Annotated in this window: 9 protein-coding genes; 6 read left to right on the top strand and 3 right to left on the bottom strand. The window is 64.9% G+C overall.

The window, feature by feature from the left end; all coding sequences use genetic code 11:
- Positions 1–109: 109 nt before the first annotated feature.
- Positions 110–3,238 carry a TonB-dependent receptor gene (locus tag AC1GI4_RS02675; RefSeq protein WP_479628439.1) on the bottom strand — a complete coding sequence of 1,043 codons (3,129 nt, stop codon included), beginning with the start codon at positions 3,236–3,238 and terminating at the stop codon, positions 110–112.
- 490 nt (positions 3,239–3,728) lie between these two features.
- Positions 3,729–5,822, bottom strand: coding sequence for an alpha-glucuronidase family glycosyl hydrolase (locus AC1GI4_RS02670; protein ID WP_479628438.1), 2,094 nt, complete (start codon positions 5,820–5,822; stop codon positions 3,729–3,731).
- A gap of 201 nt (positions 5,823–6,023) precedes the next feature.
- Here AC1GI4_RS02670 and manD point away from each other — a divergent pair, with 201 nt between their 5' ends.
- The 5 genes from manD (at position 6,024) to AC1GI4_RS02645 (ending at position 12,289) form a co-directional block, all read left to right on the top strand.
- On the top strand, positions 6,024–7,235 hold the full coding sequence (gene manD, locus AC1GI4_RS02665) for a D-mannonate dehydratase ManD (protein ID WP_479628437.1): 1,212 nt from the start codon (positions 6,024–6,026) through the stop codon (positions 7,233–7,235).
- Position 7,236: 1 nt separating this feature from the next.
- Positions 7,237–8,556 carry an MFS transporter gene (locus AC1GI4_RS02660; RefSeq protein ID WP_479628436.1) on the top strand — a complete coding sequence of 440 codons (1,320 nt, stop codon included), beginning with the start codon at positions 7,237–7,239 and terminating at the stop codon, positions 8,554–8,556.
- Between the two features lie 76 nt (positions 8,557–8,632).
- A complete protein-coding gene (locus tag AC1GI4_RS02655; RefSeq protein ID WP_479628435.1) occupies positions 8,633–9,904 on the top strand; it encodes a PQQ-dependent sugar dehydrogenase in 1,272 nt (423 codons plus the stop codon).
- Positions 9,905–9,918: 14 nt separating this feature from the next.
- Positions 9,919–10,791, top strand: a complete 873-nt coding sequence (locus AC1GI4_RS02650; RefSeq protein ID WP_479628434.1) for a hypothetical protein — start codon at positions 9,919–9,921, stop codon at positions 10,789–10,791.
- Positions 10,792–10,858: 67 nt separating this feature from the next.
- The gene (locus AC1GI4_RS02645) at positions 10,859–12,289 is read left to right on the top strand and encodes a L,D-transpeptidase family protein (protein ID WP_479630335.1); all 1,431 of its coding nucleotides are present in this window, start codon (positions 10,859–10,861) and stop codon (positions 12,287–12,289) included.
- Between the two features lie 2 nt (positions 12,290–12,291).
- Here AC1GI4_RS02645 and AC1GI4_RS02640 read toward each other — a convergent pair whose 3' ends face one another.
- Positions 12,292–13,134 (bottom strand): type 1 glutamine amidotransferase, encoded by an 843-nt coding sequence (locus tag AC1GI4_RS02640; RefSeq protein WP_479628433.1) that lies wholly within the window; start codon positions 13,132–13,134, stop codon positions 12,292–12,294.
- Between the two features lie 204 nt (positions 13,135–13,338).
- Here AC1GI4_RS02640 and AC1GI4_RS02635 point away from each other — a divergent pair, with 204 nt between their 5' ends.
- Entirely contained in the window at positions 13,339–15,513 is a 2,175-nt protein-coding gene (locus tag AC1GI4_RS02635; RefSeq protein WP_479628432.1) for a TonB-dependent receptor, read from the top strand.
- Position 15,514 lies beyond the last annotated feature (1 nt).

Here is a 15,514-nt window from a genome sequence, read left to right as displayed (position 1 = left end):
ATCAACGCGCCGAAGCGCCGGGAGTAACGGGCTTGCTGGGCCGACCGATAAAAAAGGGCCCCGGCTTTCACCGAGGCCCATGTCCGATCACAGGGGAGGGATCGAAGGCTTAGAAGGTGCCGCGCAGGCCGACCAGGAACTGGCGGCCCGGCTTGTACTGGGTGAACGTCGCGTTCTCGAACTGGAAGTAGGAGCGCAGCGTCGCATTGGTGAAATTGGCGACGTTGACGGTCAGCTGCGGTGCACCGGGGATACCGAAGATCTTGTCGAGGTCGAAGGCCGACGAGAAGTCATAGCTCGTATAGTCGGTGCCGAACAGCGCGGCGGCCGGGATGCCGTTCTGCGCCGCGCCGCTATTCTGCGATCCCTGGCGCGAGGTGGTAGCGACGCGCAGCATCACGCCGTTCTTCTCGTAATAGGCGGTGATGTTGTAGGTGAAGGGCGCCACGCCGAACGCGATGGCAGGGCCGTCGCTGCGCTGGTCGACAATCGTGGCGTTGGCATTAAAGCCGAAGCCGGTGATGCCGAGCGACCGGGTCAGGAAATCGAGCGGCTGGACCCACTGGAATTCCAGGCCGTTGATGGTCAGCTTGTTGGGCACGTTGACCTGCGACGTGACCTGAACCTGCGCCGACCCCGGCCCACCGCGCGAGTTGATCGCGATCTGCTGCGTCGGGTTCAACGTGTCATAGGTGATGCCGTATTGCGCGAGATTCGAGAAGGGCACCGTGCTGATCGCGGTGGTGGTGAACCCTTCCAGCGACTTGCGGAAGGCATTGAAGCTGATGACGCCCTCCCGGCCCGTATAATATTCGAAGCCCAGGTCGAGATTGGTCGACAGGTAAGGCGCTAGCGCCGGGTTGCCGATCGACGCCTGGTCAGCAGAGGGCGCCCCGAAGTTGATGCCAGGCAGCTGCGCCGACGGATCGGGCCGCGTCATCGTGCGCGAACCTGCGACACGCACCACCGCATGGTCGCCGATATCGTAGGCGACGGTCGCGGCGGGCAGCCACTCGGAATAGACGTTGCGGGTGGTGGCGATGTTGATGATGCTCGGATAGCGGCTGCCATCGGGCAGCGTGCCGCCGTTCGCGGTGGTGTTGCGCGGATCGGGCAGCGAGACACGGCCCGAGATCGTTTGGATCGTGTTGACGTACCGCAGGCCGACATTGAAGCGGAGCGTGTTGCCGCCCAGCTCTTGCGAACCGTTGAGGGTCGCGAAGGCCGACTTAACGATCTCGCGGATGAAGCCCGCGCTGGCGCCGGTGTTGGCGCCACCATTTTCCGGCGCGTTATCATGATAGAATTGGTAGTTGGTAGCCTTCTGGAAGGCGGGCCAGTTGACCGTCACGAAACCGGCGGGGCCGGGCATCAGATAGCTGGGGGCCGCGCTGTTGGGCACCAGCGACCCGCCATAGCTGACCGGGCCGCTCATGCCGGAGCTGAAGCCGGTGCCATAGCCCGGATAGGTCGGATAGCCTGCGGGCGCGGCGCCGGGCGCGTTCAGGCCTTCGCAGGGCGGCTGCGAATTGGGGGAGGGGACCGAGACGTTGGGATTGTTGCCGCAGACCGCGTTCTGCCAATACTGGCTGTTGTCGAACCCGCGGATCTGGCGCGACGTGTTGTCGAAGGCGCCGCCGACCTTCAGGTTCAGGTCGGTATCGCCCCAGGTCAGATCACCGCGAAGGCCCTTGTTGATGTTCAGGCGACGCTCGTCCTGCAGGTTGACGCGGCTGCCCGCATACCAGCCGAAATTCTTCGGATCGTTCAGATCGAGCCCGCTGGTGATCGTCGGGATGCCGCCGGTATTGGAATAGGTGACGGTATTGCCGACGCCCAGCGGCGTGGTCATGCCGACGGTCGGGCTTTCGCGGTGGAAGGTCGACCGGGCGTAATTGCCCTGGAAGTTCAGCTTCAGCTTGTCGCTGATCTGCCATTCGCCGCCGGGATTGACGCTCCAAAGGTGCGTCGTCTCGGTATAGGGGCGGAATTCGTCGAAGAACTGCGCATTGGCGAAGGTGCCGCCGGTAACCGTGCAACCCGCGCTGCAATCCGACTTGTCGAAGGTCAGGTTGGTCGGGATCGACGCACCGTTGCGAACGATCCAGGCCATGTCTTCGCGGATCAGCTCGTTCTTCTTGAAGCCGTAAAGGCCGTCGATGTAGAAATGCAGCTCATCGCTCGGGCGGTATTCGGCGCTGACGATCGCGTTGATGCGGTCGCGCGGGCCCCGGATATCGGCGACGCGGCCGAGGCGCGGGATCAGCCCGTTGTCGATCTGCTGGATGGTCGCGCCCGGATTGTTGGCGAGCAGGAAGTTGCGGTCGATCACCGTGCCGGGAACGAGGCCCGCACCGGCACCGACCGGCACCGTCGCCGGGATCGTCCAGTTGCCGCCGCCGGTGCTGTTGCAGCCGCTGGTCGCGCCGCACTGCGCGGCGGTCAGCGCGGGGTTGGTGTAGCCGATCGTCTCGAACCCGCGCGTCTCGGTGAACAGCCGCTGCGCCGATACGCCGCCAAGAATGCCGAAGGTGTCGTTCCGCCAGCTGCCGATCAGCGAGCCGCGCGCGCCGATCCGGGCGTCGGGCGTCTGGTTCGACCCCTGGATGTTATAGGCGAGGAACGGCCGGCTGCGGTCGAACGGCCGTGCCGAGCGCAGGTCGACATTGCCCGCTGCACCGCCTTCGAGCAGGTCGGCGGTATAGCTCTTGTTCACCGTCAGCTTGGTGAACAGGTCCGTCGGGAAGAAACTGAGGTCGACCGAACGGTCGGTGCCCTGCGCATCGGTCGCGCCCGACGAGGCGACCGCGATCGGCGCGCCGTTCAGGGTCACGTTGGTGAAGTTCGATCCCAGGCCGCGAATGGCGACGTTGGTGCCTTCCCCGGTCACATCGCGGGTAATGGTGACGCCCGAAATGCGGTTGAACGATTCCGCGATATTGGTGTCGGGGAACTTGCCGATATCCTCGGCGAAGATCGAGTCGGTGAAGCCGGTCGCGGCGCGCTTGGCGTTGGTCGATTTGGCCAGGCTGGAGCGATAGCCGGTGACGACGATATCCGCGGTCCCGTCATTCGCATCGGTTTGCGGCGCGGCCGTTGCGGCGTTGTCCGGGATGGTGCCGGGAGTCTGCTGTTGGGGAGCCGCCTGTGCCCAGGCGGTCGACGCGCTCATCGCGCCAACGGCCGTGGCGCAGAGCAGGGCGATGCGGCTGAGACGGATTGGGGGCACGGATTTCATGTCAGGTCCTCTCTTGCGGCCCGCTGTCGTTCGTTGCGACATGCGGATTCATTATGGTCGATCGATGGGTTTGGGGTGTCGGATCAGCGGGATGACGGCATGGCATCGCGGCGGCAGCCCTGCGCCTCGCGGTCTGTCGATGCTTCGGCGATGGCAATGCCGTTAACCATTCTATCCCCTCCAACCGTCTGATGCGGCGTGTACTGATAGCGCTATCGTTCTGCCCTATTGGTCGGCGAGTCAATTCAAATTGGTTAGGCCGCAATGTGATTGTGACGAACTATGGCTGTTCTGCCACAGGCCTGGCGTCCTGAAATGAAGCGGTTGCTGTTCCTGCGCATGTCGTCAGAAAAGGACTAGATGCTGCCATCCTACATTTGCGGTGCGTGGCCAGTAACGGCATCGGCCCGACCAAAGGGCGAGTGGTTGGTTTTGCCGATGCGGATAGGCGAATGGTCGCGGCTATGACGAACCGCGACCGTTAACCAGCTCACTGGGTATGGCCCGGGGCGTAGGGAAAGTGCTGCGCCTTGTACCAGGCCAGATCATGTTCGGGCGCTCGGACCCCGGCGGGAAGCGCGCGATGGTTGACCGACATCCAATAGGCCAGGCTCGCATCGCGCCACCAGCGCGCTTCGCGCTCCTGGATGGCAAGATAGGTCGCCGTCTTCTGCCAACGTTCCGCGTCGATTTTGCCACGCAGGCTGTCCCATTGCTGCTGCAGCCCTGCGACATAGGCGACACCGCGATCATAATGGGCGACCAGATCCTCCCACAGCGTCCGGCCGTCCTTCATCCGGCGGTCCCAGGGCAGGTGGTGAAACCAGAGCAACATGGATTCGGGCGTCGTCTCGGGTTTCGCAAAGGCCTTGGCGACCGGCCCGGCATATTGGCTGACTGCGTTGCTGCCCGAAGCCGTTCGGTCGAAGCCGATGCCGTTTGCGTCGGCGCGGTGATAATAGGTGGGGTTCCATTCAGGCCGCGCCAGATCGGACACCCACGGTCCCGGTCCATAGTGATGCCCCGTCGCCATCAGATGCGCGAGGCCCAGCGCGCCGGTATAGTCGACCACCGCCTCGCGGCTTCCCATCATCATCGCGGTGACGGTGTCGATGACCTGGGGATCGTTACCGAAGGTCTGTGCGGCCCAGGCGCGGGCGATGTCTTGCGCCGACAGATCGGGATCCCAGGCCAGGCGGCCAAAGGCATACCAGTTCGCCTGGTTGAAGGTCGATCCGCTCCAGTCGCGGTCGCGCCCGATATTGGCGACGCCCGCCATGCCGGAGAGCTTGTGATGCTCCGCCTGCCCGTCGACGACATCGGCAACCGTCTCGCCCGGCTTCTGCCCGGTCTTGGCGTCCAGCACCTCGGTAAAGAGCGGGCCGAGATAGGCGAGGTGGGTGGCAAAGCCCAGATATTCCTTGGTAATCTGGAACTCGATCATCAGCGGCGTATGCGGCATCGCACCGAACAGCGGGTGGAAGGGCTCGCGCGGCTGGAAATCGATCGCGCCGTTCTTGACCTGCACCAGCACATTGTCGGCGAACTGGCCGTCGAGCGGCTTGAACTCGGTATAGGCCTGCTTTGCGCGGTCCTCGGGATCGGTTTCGGCATAGACGAAGGCACGCCACATCACGATGCCGCCATGAGGCTTTACCGCAGCGGCCAGCATGTTGGCGCCGTCGGCATGGGACGCGCCATAGTCGCGCGGGCCAGGCTGTCCCTCGCTATTGGCCTTGACCAGGAAGCCGCCGAAATCGGGGATGGCGCGATAGATTTCGTCGGCCTTTGCCTTCCACCACGCCGCCACCGCCGGATCGCGCGGATCGGCTGTCTTCAACCCGCCCAGTTCGATCGGCGCGGAGAACTTTACCGACAGATAGACCTTGATGCCCCAGGGTCGGAAGACATCCGCCAGTGCCGCCGCCTTGGCGATATAGGGAGCGGTCAGGCTGTCGGCCTTCGCATTGACGTTGTTCAGGACAGTGCCGTTGATCCCGATCGAGGCATTGGCGCGTGCGTAATCAGTGTAGCGCGGATCACGAAAGTCCGGCAGCGTCCACCAGTCCCAGAGCGACTGCCCCGCATAGCCGCGCTCGACCGATTCATCGAGATTGTCCCAGTGGTCGAGCACGCGCAGCCTGATCTTGGGAGCCGAGCGCAGCGCCACGCCATCCGCCTTGCCGCCGGTGGCGAGATAACGGATCAACGCGAAGGCGCCATAGAGTGCGCCGCGATCGCTGTTGCCCGCGACCAGCAGCACCCGCTGCCCGTCCAGCGTCACCGAGCGCACCAGATAGCCTTCCTCACCAAGCCCCTCGAACGGCAAGCGCAGCGCGTGGAGGGAAGGGGCCGAGGCGGTCGCCACCACCACGGGGGGCGAGCCAGCGGGCAAGGCGCGGCGCAGTTCGGAGCCCGCTAAGCTCAGCGTCGGCGAGGCCCCCAATAGCCTGACGTCGACCTGTCCGACCGATGGCGCCGTCATGCGCAGCCACAGCGCGTAACCATCGTCGGCCGCCGCCGGAAACGGCAGCGCAACCGCGGCCAGGGATAGCGCGGTGGCCCAAGCGCAAAACCGTTTCATGCCATACTCTCCCGATGCGTCGGCGATTGACAAGCCGACGCTTGGCCCGCACGTTACCGCTATCAGACCAATTGGCAAGTCGGGTTGGACCGGCTGCCTGACAGGAGGGGCCTGAATGACTCGCTGGCACGACCCGATCCGCCATGCCGCTTCGTGCGGCCGTCCTTCCGTCGCGCTCTCGTTCGCCTGAAGGACGTTTCCATGCCCAAGATCGTTTCCGCCCGCCTGATCGTCACATCGCCGGGCCGCAACTTCGTCACGTTGAAGATCGAGTGCGACGACGGCACCACCGGCCTGGGCGATGCCACACTCAACGGGCGCGAGATGGCCGTCGCCAGCTATCTGCAGGATCACGTCATTCCGTGCCTGATCGGTCGGGAAGCGCACCGGATCGAGGACATCTGGCAGTATCTCTACAAGGGCGCCTATTGGCGGCGCGGGCCGGTGACGATGACGGCGATCGCGGCGGTCGACATGGCGCTATGGGACATCAAGGGCAAGATTGCTGGGCTGCCCGTCTATCAGCTGCTCGGCGGTGCCGCGCGTGAGGGCTGCATGGTCTATTGTCATGCCAATGGCACGACGATCGAGGACACCATCGCCACCGCGATCCGCCACCGGGACGAGGGGTATCGGGCGATCCGCCTGCAATGCGGCGTGCCGGGCCTGGCCTCCACCTATGGCGTCGCCAAGGCGGGCCAGCGCTATGAGCCCGCCGATGCCGACCTTCCCAGCGAAAGCGTCTGGTCGACCGAGAAATATCTACGCGTGGTCCCCGAACTCTTCGCCGCCGCGCGGGAGGCGCTGGGCTGGGACGTGCATCTGCTCCACGACGTCCACCACCGGCTGACCCCGATCGAGGCGGCGCGGCTGGGCAAGGATCTGGAGCCTTATCGCCCCTTCTGGATCGAGGATGCGACCCCCGCCGAGGACCAGGAGGCTTTCCGGCTGATCCGCCAGCATACGACGACCCCGCTGGCGGTAGGTGAAATCTTCAACTCGATATGGGATGCCAAGCATCTGATCGAGAACCGGCTGATCGACTATATCCGTGCGACCGTCGTCCATGCGGGCGGCCTGACCCATTTGCGGCAGATTGCCTCGCTTGCCGACCTCTATCAGGTGCGCACCGGCTGTCACGGCGCGACCGACCTGTCGCCTGTCACCATGGCGGCGGCGCTGCATTTCGGGCTGTCGGTGCCCAATTTCGGCATTCAGGAACACATGCCGCACACGGCCGAGACGGACGCGGTCTTCCCGCATCATTATCGCTTCGAGGACGGTATGATGCACCCCGGCGACGCACCCGGCCTGGGCGCCGAGATCGACGAAACGCTGGCTGGAGCCCATCCCTACAAGCGTGCCTATCTGCCGGTGAACCGTCTGGAGGACGGGACCTTGTGGAGCTGGTGACATGAGCGATCTGACCCAGGCTGCCGCCACCGCGCCCGACACCGCCGCCCATGCCGTGCCGCCGCCGCGTGGGCGGGTTCGCTGGGTCATTTGCGGGCTGCTCTTCGCCGCCGTCGTACTGAGCTATATCGATAGGCTGGTGCTGGGCGTGCTCAAGCCGCAGCTGACCGCGCTCTATGGCTGGAGCAACAGCGGCTATGGCGACATTACCGGCTATTTCCAGGTCGCCTATGGGTTCGGTTTCCTGTTGTTCGGCTGGTTGATCGACCGGATCGGGCCGCGTGCGGGCTATATGCTGGCGATGGGGGCGTGGACGGTCGGGCATTTCGCACAGACACTCGTTACCTCGACGACCGGCTTCGCGCTCGCCCGTATTCCGCTGGCGTTGGGGGAGGCGGGCACATTTCCCTCGGCACTGGCCGCCGCGTCGCAATGGTTCCCCAAGAAGGAGCGTGCGATGGCGATCGGCATCTTCAATGCCGGGGCCAATGTCGGTGCGGTGGTGACACCGCTGCTGATCGGGTTCCTCATCGCCGATCTGGTGCTCGACTGGCGCTGGGCGTTCATCATCACCGGGCTGTTCAACCTCGTCTGGCTGACGGCGTGGTGGCGGTTGTACCATCCGCCGCAGAGCCATCCGCGCATCACCCCCGAGGAGCGCGCCTGGATCGAGGCCGAGCCGGTCGAGACGAGCGGTCGCGCCGGGTTCCTCACCGTGCTGCGCCACCGCGAAAGCTGGGCCTACATGACCGGGCGGTTCCTGATCGACCCGGTCTGGTGGACCTTCCTGTTCTGGCTGCCCGACTTCTTCCACACTCGCTATGGCTATGACCTCAAAAATTTCGGGCCGCCGCTGGTCGCTATTTATATCCTGGCCGATGCCGGCGCGATCGTCGGCGGTTGGTATTCGTCGCGTCTGCTCAAGCGTGGCGTCGAGACGGGGCGGGCGCGCAAGCGGGCGATGTTCGCCTGCGCGCTGTTCGCCCTGCCGGTGATGTTCGCCGCGCAGGCAGGCAGCATCTGGATCGCGGTGGCGATGATCGGTCTGGCCTGTGCCGCGCATCAGGGCTTTTCGACCAACCTCTTCGCCCTGCCCGGCGACCAGTTCCCGCGTTATGCGCAGGGCACGCTGATCGGGCTGGGCGGCTTTGCCGGGGCGGCGGGAGGGTTCATCGCGTCCAAGGCGCTGGGCGCGTTGCTCGACCGGGTGGGGAGCTATCAACCCTTCTTTATCGCGTGCGGCGTCGCCTATCTCGTCGCGCTACTGGTCTTCCATATCCTCAACCCGCGCTACCGGGACGTGCGGATCCGCCCCGTGTAACATTTCATGTCCCGGTCGCGGGGTCGGATATATGGCCGGATCGGTTGGTTTCTCGCTCGCATAGCCGGGAGCCAATATGAACAGCATCGCCTTCGCCCATCTTCTTCTCGCTTCGACGATGGTCGCAGGCGGGGCCGCCGCCCAGTTGGCGCCGCAGGTCGTCGGACTACCGCCGCAGCCGGCGCCCTATGCGACGGAGTCGGTCATCAACCACCCCAGGACCATTGGCTGGCCGGAGGGGCGCAAGCCGGTCGCCCCGCGTGGCTATGAGGTGGTGAAATTCGCGGGCGGCCTCGACTATCCGCGACAGGCGCTGCTTCTGCCCAACGGCGATGTCATCGTCGCGGAGGCGCGAACCAAGCCCAAGCTCGACGCCGATCCCGAGGTGCAACGCGGGCAGGCGCTGTCCAAGGCCACCGGCTTCAGCGCCAACCGCCTGACCCTGCTCCGTGATGCGGATCGGGACGGGGTGGCGGAACAGCGGTTCGTGCTTCGCGAAGGGCTGAACCAGCCGTTCGGAATGCAATATGTCGGCGGACGGCTTTATGTCGCGAACACCGACGGCGTGGTGAGCTTTCCCTTCCAGCCTGGCCAGACAACGATCACCGCCGCACCCAAAACGCTGATCGCGTTGCCCGCCGGGGGGTATAATAATCACTGGACCCGCAACCTGCTGCTCAGCCCCGACGGGCGTACGCTCTATGTCTCAGTCGGCTCGGCTTCCAATGTCGGGGAGTTCGGCATGGACGAGGAAAAGCGCCGCGCCGCGATCCTCGCGGTCGACCTAGCTACCGGGCGGGAGCGGCTCTATGCCTCGGGCCTGCGTAACCCCGTCGGCATGGCCTGGGCGCCTGGCGGTGTGTTGTGGACGGCGGTCAACGAACGGGACGAGATCGGCGATGACATCTCGCCCGATTATCTGGTCGGCGTAAAGGAGGGCGGCTTCTATGGCTGGCCGTACAGCTATTACGGGAAGCAGGACCCCCGCCATGCCAATGAGCGTCGTGATCTGCTGGCGACCACGCTGATGCCCGACGTTGCGGTGGGCCCCCATTCCGCCGCGCTCGGCGTGGCGTTCGACAAGGGAAATTCGGGGCAAACCGCCTATGTCGCACGGCATGGGTCGTGGAATCGCTCGAGCTTCAGCGGCTATGACGTGCTGGCGGTACCGTTTGCGAGCGGCCGCCCGACCGCTGCGCCACAACCCTTCCTGACCGGCTTCGTCGCCGATGCCAAGAAGGGGGAGGTCTATGGCCGTCCGGTCAGTATCCAGACCCGTGAGGACGGCGCGATCTTCGTGCTCGACGATGCGGGGGACACGGTCTGGCTGGTTCGTCGCAGCTCGTGAAATGCGGATATGGTGTGGCGATGGCGGCCTTCGGGCTGGTCACCGTCGCGGCCGCCGGTCCCGCCCAAGGCCAGTCGATCCCGTTCGCCGACACCGAGGATGCCACGCTGTCCGAGATCGATGTGAAGGATGGCAGCAGGGATTGGCATCCGGTGGTAACGCTCGACATCCGCAACGGAGATTATGCGCGCGGCGCGTTGGACGATGACGACGCCGCGCTCGACCGTGTGCCCATTCATTTTGCGCTGGGCGGCGCGCTGGTCGTCCGGCGCGGACGGGATGGCGAAGGCGATCTGTTCGTTATCGGGCAAAGCTCCAACGGCTTTCACGCGCCTCGCGCCGACGAGCGTATCGCGCCACGCGCCTGGTATGAGAGCAACAATCTGCTGGGGCTCGCATGGCGTCCGGTGGCAGGGCTCACGACCGCCGCGAGCTATACGATCAAGACCAGCCCCAACGGCGTGGCCTCGACAACGCATGAAGCGAGCGTCAGCATATTCTACACGGCGGATCGCGGGCTGGGGCGATGGAAGCCGCGCGCGGCGATCACCCGCCGTACGCAAGGGGAGGGCGGCCTCTATACGATCGCCGGGATCAGCCCGTCCTTCGCGCTTTCGGGGCGGAAAGACGGCCTGTCGCTAGGCGTGCCGGTCCTGGTCGGCATCGGTTGGAACGGCTTCTATGCCAAGGGCAGCGGTACGCGCGTCTATGGCAGCGGTGGGTTGACGCTCGCCCACCCCGTCAAACTCGGTGGGAGCGCCGCAACCTTGCAGGCGGATTTCCTCGCATTGGTCCGGGATAACCGGCTCCGCCGACTCGATGCGCCGGGCGGGACCACGGCGACCGTGGTTCCGCACGCCACCGTCTCGCTGACCATGGCTTGGTAGCACCGTCCGATCGGAACGGGAGCCGACTTCATTTCGGTGCGTTTACAAACCGAAAGAGGGAGTGACGATCGATATGCGGACAGGGACGGTATTGGCGCTGGGATTGCTGCTGTCGGCATGTGGCGGTCAGGTCGCGACAGATCAGAATGCGACATCCCAGGCGGATGAACAGGCCGGTCCCGCGCGGTGGAGCGACCGCACCCGGGGACAGCTCAAGCAGGCGATCGACGCGCGCGCGGCGCAAGGGCTGGACCAGATGGCGTTCGACGTGCCGAACGGGGATGACGCCGCGACCACGCAACAGGCGCTGCGCTTCGCCGCCGCCCTGGCGCGGGGGGCGACCGATCCGACCAAGCTGTACGAGGTCTATACGGTTCCCCGCCCATCGCCCGACCTGAAGGCTGGACTGGCGGCGGCGCTGCGCGATGGCGACCTGACCAAGTGGCTCAACGGCCTCGCGCCGCAGGATGGCAATTACAAGCGGCTGTCCGACGCCTATCTCAAGCTGCGGCAGCAGCCCCAGGATGCCGATGTCAAGATCGCGGGCACCGGCGAACCGATCAAGCCGGGCGTAACCGATCCGCGCCTGCCCGCCATCATGCGCGAGCTGGTCGTTCTCGATTATCTGGCGCCCAACGCCGCGCAAGGCGACAGCTATAGCCCGACCATCGTCGATGCCGTGCGCCGCATGCAGGCCGATTACGGCATGAAGCCCGACGGCATCATCGGCAGCGAGGCGCTGGCGATCCTCAACATGTCGAACGCCGACCGGGCCCGCGCGATTGCTGTCGCCATGGAGCGGTTGCGCTGGCTGGAGCGGACGCCGCCCGCAACCCGGATCGACGTCAATATCGCCGCCGCCCGCCTGACCTATTGGCGCGACGGCAAGATCGTCGACAGCCGCAAGGTCGTGGTCGGCGAGCCGGATACGGAAACGCCGCAACTGGGTTCGCCCATCTACCGCCTCGTCGCCAATCCGACCTGGACCGTACCCCGCTCGATCCAGGAAAAGGATCTGGCGAAGAAGGGGCCGGGCTATCTGAAGGCCAACAACATGGTCTGGAAGGATGGCTGGATCGTGCAGCAGCCCGGCCCGAAGAACTCGCTGGGGCTGGTCAAGTTCGACATGCTGAACGACCACGCCATTTATCTGCACGATACGCCTGCCAAGGCGCTGTTCAATCTGGTCCAGCGTCAGCGAAGCCATGGTTGCGTCCGCGTCGACGATGCGCTGGGCTTTGCCGAGATGCTGGCGAAGGACGAAGGCGTGCTCGACGAATGGCACAAGGCGCGTGAGACGGGCAAGGAGAGCTTCGTGAAGCTGCCCCGCCAGATTCCCGTCCGACTGCTCTATCAGACCGTGCTGTTCGACGATGCTGGCGAGCCGATCGTGCGCAACGATCCTTATGGCTGGGATGACCGGGTGGGTGCCGCGCTGGGCTTCAAGGCGGGCAAGGCGCTGCGTGTACAGACCGGCGCGGCGGATGTCGGCCCCTGATCCTACCCCCTCCATCTATTGAGGTTGGATAGGAAGTTGGCGAGTTCGCGGCGGCGGCATTGCTCCTCCGCGAACTCGCCATCGACACCCAGACGCCATCGTAAGGCCCGGTCGGCCGGAGCGTCGTGCAGGGCATCGAGGTCGTGGGTCCAGGTCTCGACATCCGCCTCACGGTCGGCGAGCCCGGCCTCGACCAGATCGGCGCCCTGCGCGGCAATCGCGATGGCGATCTCGCGCAGGGCGAGTTCGGGATGATATTGGACGCCCCAGAAGACGCCCCGGTCGAACCGGATTTCCGCCGCCTGCACCTGCGTCACCGCATTGCTAGCGAGCAGAACGGCACCGGGCGGCAGTTCCTCGATCTCGTCGCCGTGAATGGCGGGCGCGTCCCAGCTGGGCGGTCGGCCAGCCAGCAGCGGATGGTTTCGGCCTGCTTCCGTCGGGGCGATGCGTCGGGCTATGCCTGCTTCCATCCGGGTGGGCATCTTGCGCACCCGCCCGCCTGCCGCGGCAACCGCGATCTGCAATCCTGCGCAGGAGCCGAAGGACGGAACACCCGCCGCAAAGACCCTTCGCATGAAGTCGAGCTGATGCCTGACCTCGGGGCTGTCGTCATAGACGTGCATCGGCGATCCGGTCAGGAAGACCGCATCAAATTGGGCCAGCCGATCGGTTGTAAAATCGCATGCCGCATCGTCGGCGGGGGATAGAATCGTCGTCTGGATGCCGGGCTGCATCTGCTCGAGCGTCGAAGCATAGGTCTCACCGGAGCTTTTCCCGGCCCGCTGGCGACGCGCTTCGCGCTCTTCGGGCAATTCGCTTTGCGCGATCAGATAATGCGGCACGACATGCTTTCGATAGTGAACAGCGTCAACGCGCCCTGTCGCCCGATGGTTCGTACCAAGTATCGAATATTCATCGGAAAAACCTTTGTGACGCGTGACGACGATCGGGCCTGTCGCCGGATAGGTCCTGACAGCTATTGCGAGCGAGTTGCAATCGCATGATCTTTTGGCTAAGCGCCTGCCACCACAAAGGGGGTGGCAGGAATGAATATGCGCTGGCGGCTTTTGGCGATGACGACGGTCGCACTATATCCGGCGATCGCCCATGCGCAGGACGTCAGGCCGCAGCAAGAGGCGATAGCCACTGAAGAGGCTGGCGATGCGCCCACGAAGGACATTGTCGTCAGCGCGTCCCGCTCCGTTCTGCCGCCCAATGCCCTGCCGATGACGATCGATGTCATCGACAAGCAGGCGCTAGACCAGCAGCTCGCCATTTCCGGCTCTGTCGTCGATGCGGTTGCGACGCTGACCCCGTCCTTCTCTCCGACCCGTCAGAAGCTGTCGGGGGCGGGCGAAACGCTGCGCGGGCGTTCGCCGCTCTATGCGATCAACGGCATCCCGCAGACGACCCCGCTGCGCGACGGCAGCCGGGACGGCTATACGATCGACGGCTTTTTTATCGACCGGGTCGAGCTGATCTATGGCTCGAACGCGCTCCAGGGCATCGGCGGGACGGGCGGTATCGTCAACCAGGTGACCGTGGGCGCACCGCGTCGCGAGGGACTGAGCGGGCGGGCGCTTGTGCAGGGCACCGCCGACACCGATTTTCACGGTGAGGGACTGGGCGGCAAGGTCGGCGGACTGCTTCAGTACAAGTCCGGCCGCTTCGATATCAGCGCAGGCGCCGTCTATGAGAAGCGCGGCGTCTTTTATGATGGCGAGGGGCGCCGTGTCGGCCTGAACCTGACCCAGGGAGAGACGCAGGATTCGCGCACGACCTCTTTGTTCGCGCGGGCGGGCTATGCCGTGACCGATACGATGCGGCTAGACCTGATCGCCAGCCGTTTCGAGTTGAAGGGGGACGGGGATTATGTCGCGGTGGCGGGCAACCGCCTGACCGGCCTGCCGACCAGCTCGCAGCGCGGCAACCCGCCTGGGCGGAGTGCCGCCAGCCGGACGGAGAGCGTTGCGTTGTCGCTGACCGATCCCGATATGGCCGAGGGTAATCTGGTCGGTCAAATCTTTTGGAACCGCACCCATGATACGTTCGGCGCGGAGATCAATCCGATCGCGACCTTTCAGGATCCGCGGATCGCGCCGGTCGGCACGCTGATCGACCAGTCGCAGAACCGCAGCCGCAAGATCGGCGGGAAGATCAGCTACGAGCGCGCCATTCCAGGTTTCGAGGCGCTGACCGCCATCGTCGGCTTCGACGCGTTGTGGGACCGAACCGAGCAACGGCTGATCCTGACCGATCGCGTCTGGGTGCCGCCCAGCGATTTCCGCAGCCTGGCCCCGTTCGGTCAGCTGAACCTGGCGCTGTTCGACAAGGCCGTGCGGCTGGCGGGCGGTGTACGGTGGGAAAATGTGCGCATCCGCATCGATGACTATACGACGCTCGCCACGTCCAACCGCGTTTCGGTGAAGGGCGGTGCCCCGATCTTTCAGGACGCGCTGTTCAATGGCGGTGTCATCGTCGAGCCGATCCGCGGCATCCGCGCTTATGCCAGCTATGCGGAGGGTTTCACCGTACCCGACATTGGTCGGATCACCCGCGCGGTGAACCGGCCCGGCGTCGAGATCGACAAGTTCCTCGACATCGCGCCGATCGTTTCGAACAATCGGGAGATCGGTGTCGAGGTGAAGCGCGGGCCGTTCGACGCCAGCACCGCCTATTTCTGGTCGTCGAGCGACAAGGGGCAGTTGCTGATCGCCAATCCCGGCGGGATTTTCGACGTCCAGCGGTTGCGCACCGAGATCCAAGGTTTGGAGATCAACCTGGGCATGCATCTGCCGCTTCCGGGGACGCGCCTGTCGATCGGCTATGCGCATCTCTCCGGCCGTTATGACAGCAGTACGCCGCCTGACGGTGTCGTCGATACCGACCTGGACGGCACCAATATCTCACCCGACCGGCTCAACCTGGCGGCCAGCTATGATCGCGGACCTTGGTCCGCGCGGTTGCAGAGCCAGTTCTTCCTGTCGCGTACGTTCAAGGGCCCGTCGCGTGATCCGCGCAACGACTTTGGCGGCTACACGGTCGTGGACGGGACCGTCGCCTATGACACCGGCAAGGGAACCATCTACCTCGCGGCGCAGAACCTGCTTGACCGCTTCTATATCGATTATTCCAGCGACACGCGCCTGCCGACCGACAATTTCAGCTATTTTGCCGGGCGCGGTCGGACCATCACGCTGGGTTGGGACGTGAGGTTCTGAC

This window comes from Sphingomonas sp. 77B (assembly GCF_056497825.1).
The sequence above is the reverse complement of the archived record's forward strand: the minus strand, read 5'-3'. Positions and strand labels throughout refer to the sequence as shown.

Coding starts and splice junctions, on each gene's coding strand:
- AC1GI4_RS02675 (WP_479628439.1), bottom strand. CDS start 3,238: ATGAAATCCGTGCCCCCAATCCGTCTCAGCCGCATCGCCCTGCTCTGC.
- AC1GI4_RS02670 (WP_479628438.1), bottom strand. CDS start 5,822: ATGAAACGGTTTTGCGCTTGGGCCACCGCGCTATCCCTGGCCGCGGTT.
- AC1GI4_RS02635 (WP_479628432.1), top strand. CDS start 13,339: ATGAATATGCGCTGGCGGCTTTTGGCGATGACGACGGTCGCACTATAT.
- AC1GI4_RS02655 (WP_479628435.1), top strand. CDS start 8,633: ATGAACAGCATCGCCTTCGCCCATCTTCTTCTCGCTTCGACGATGGTC.
- manD (WP_479628437.1), top strand. CDS start 6,024: ATGCCCAAGATCGTTTCCGCCCGCCTGATCGTCACATCGCCGGGCCGC.
- AC1GI4_RS02660 (WP_479628436.1), top strand. CDS start 7,237: ATGAGCGATCTGACCCAGGCTGCCGCCACCGCGCCCGACACCGCCGCC.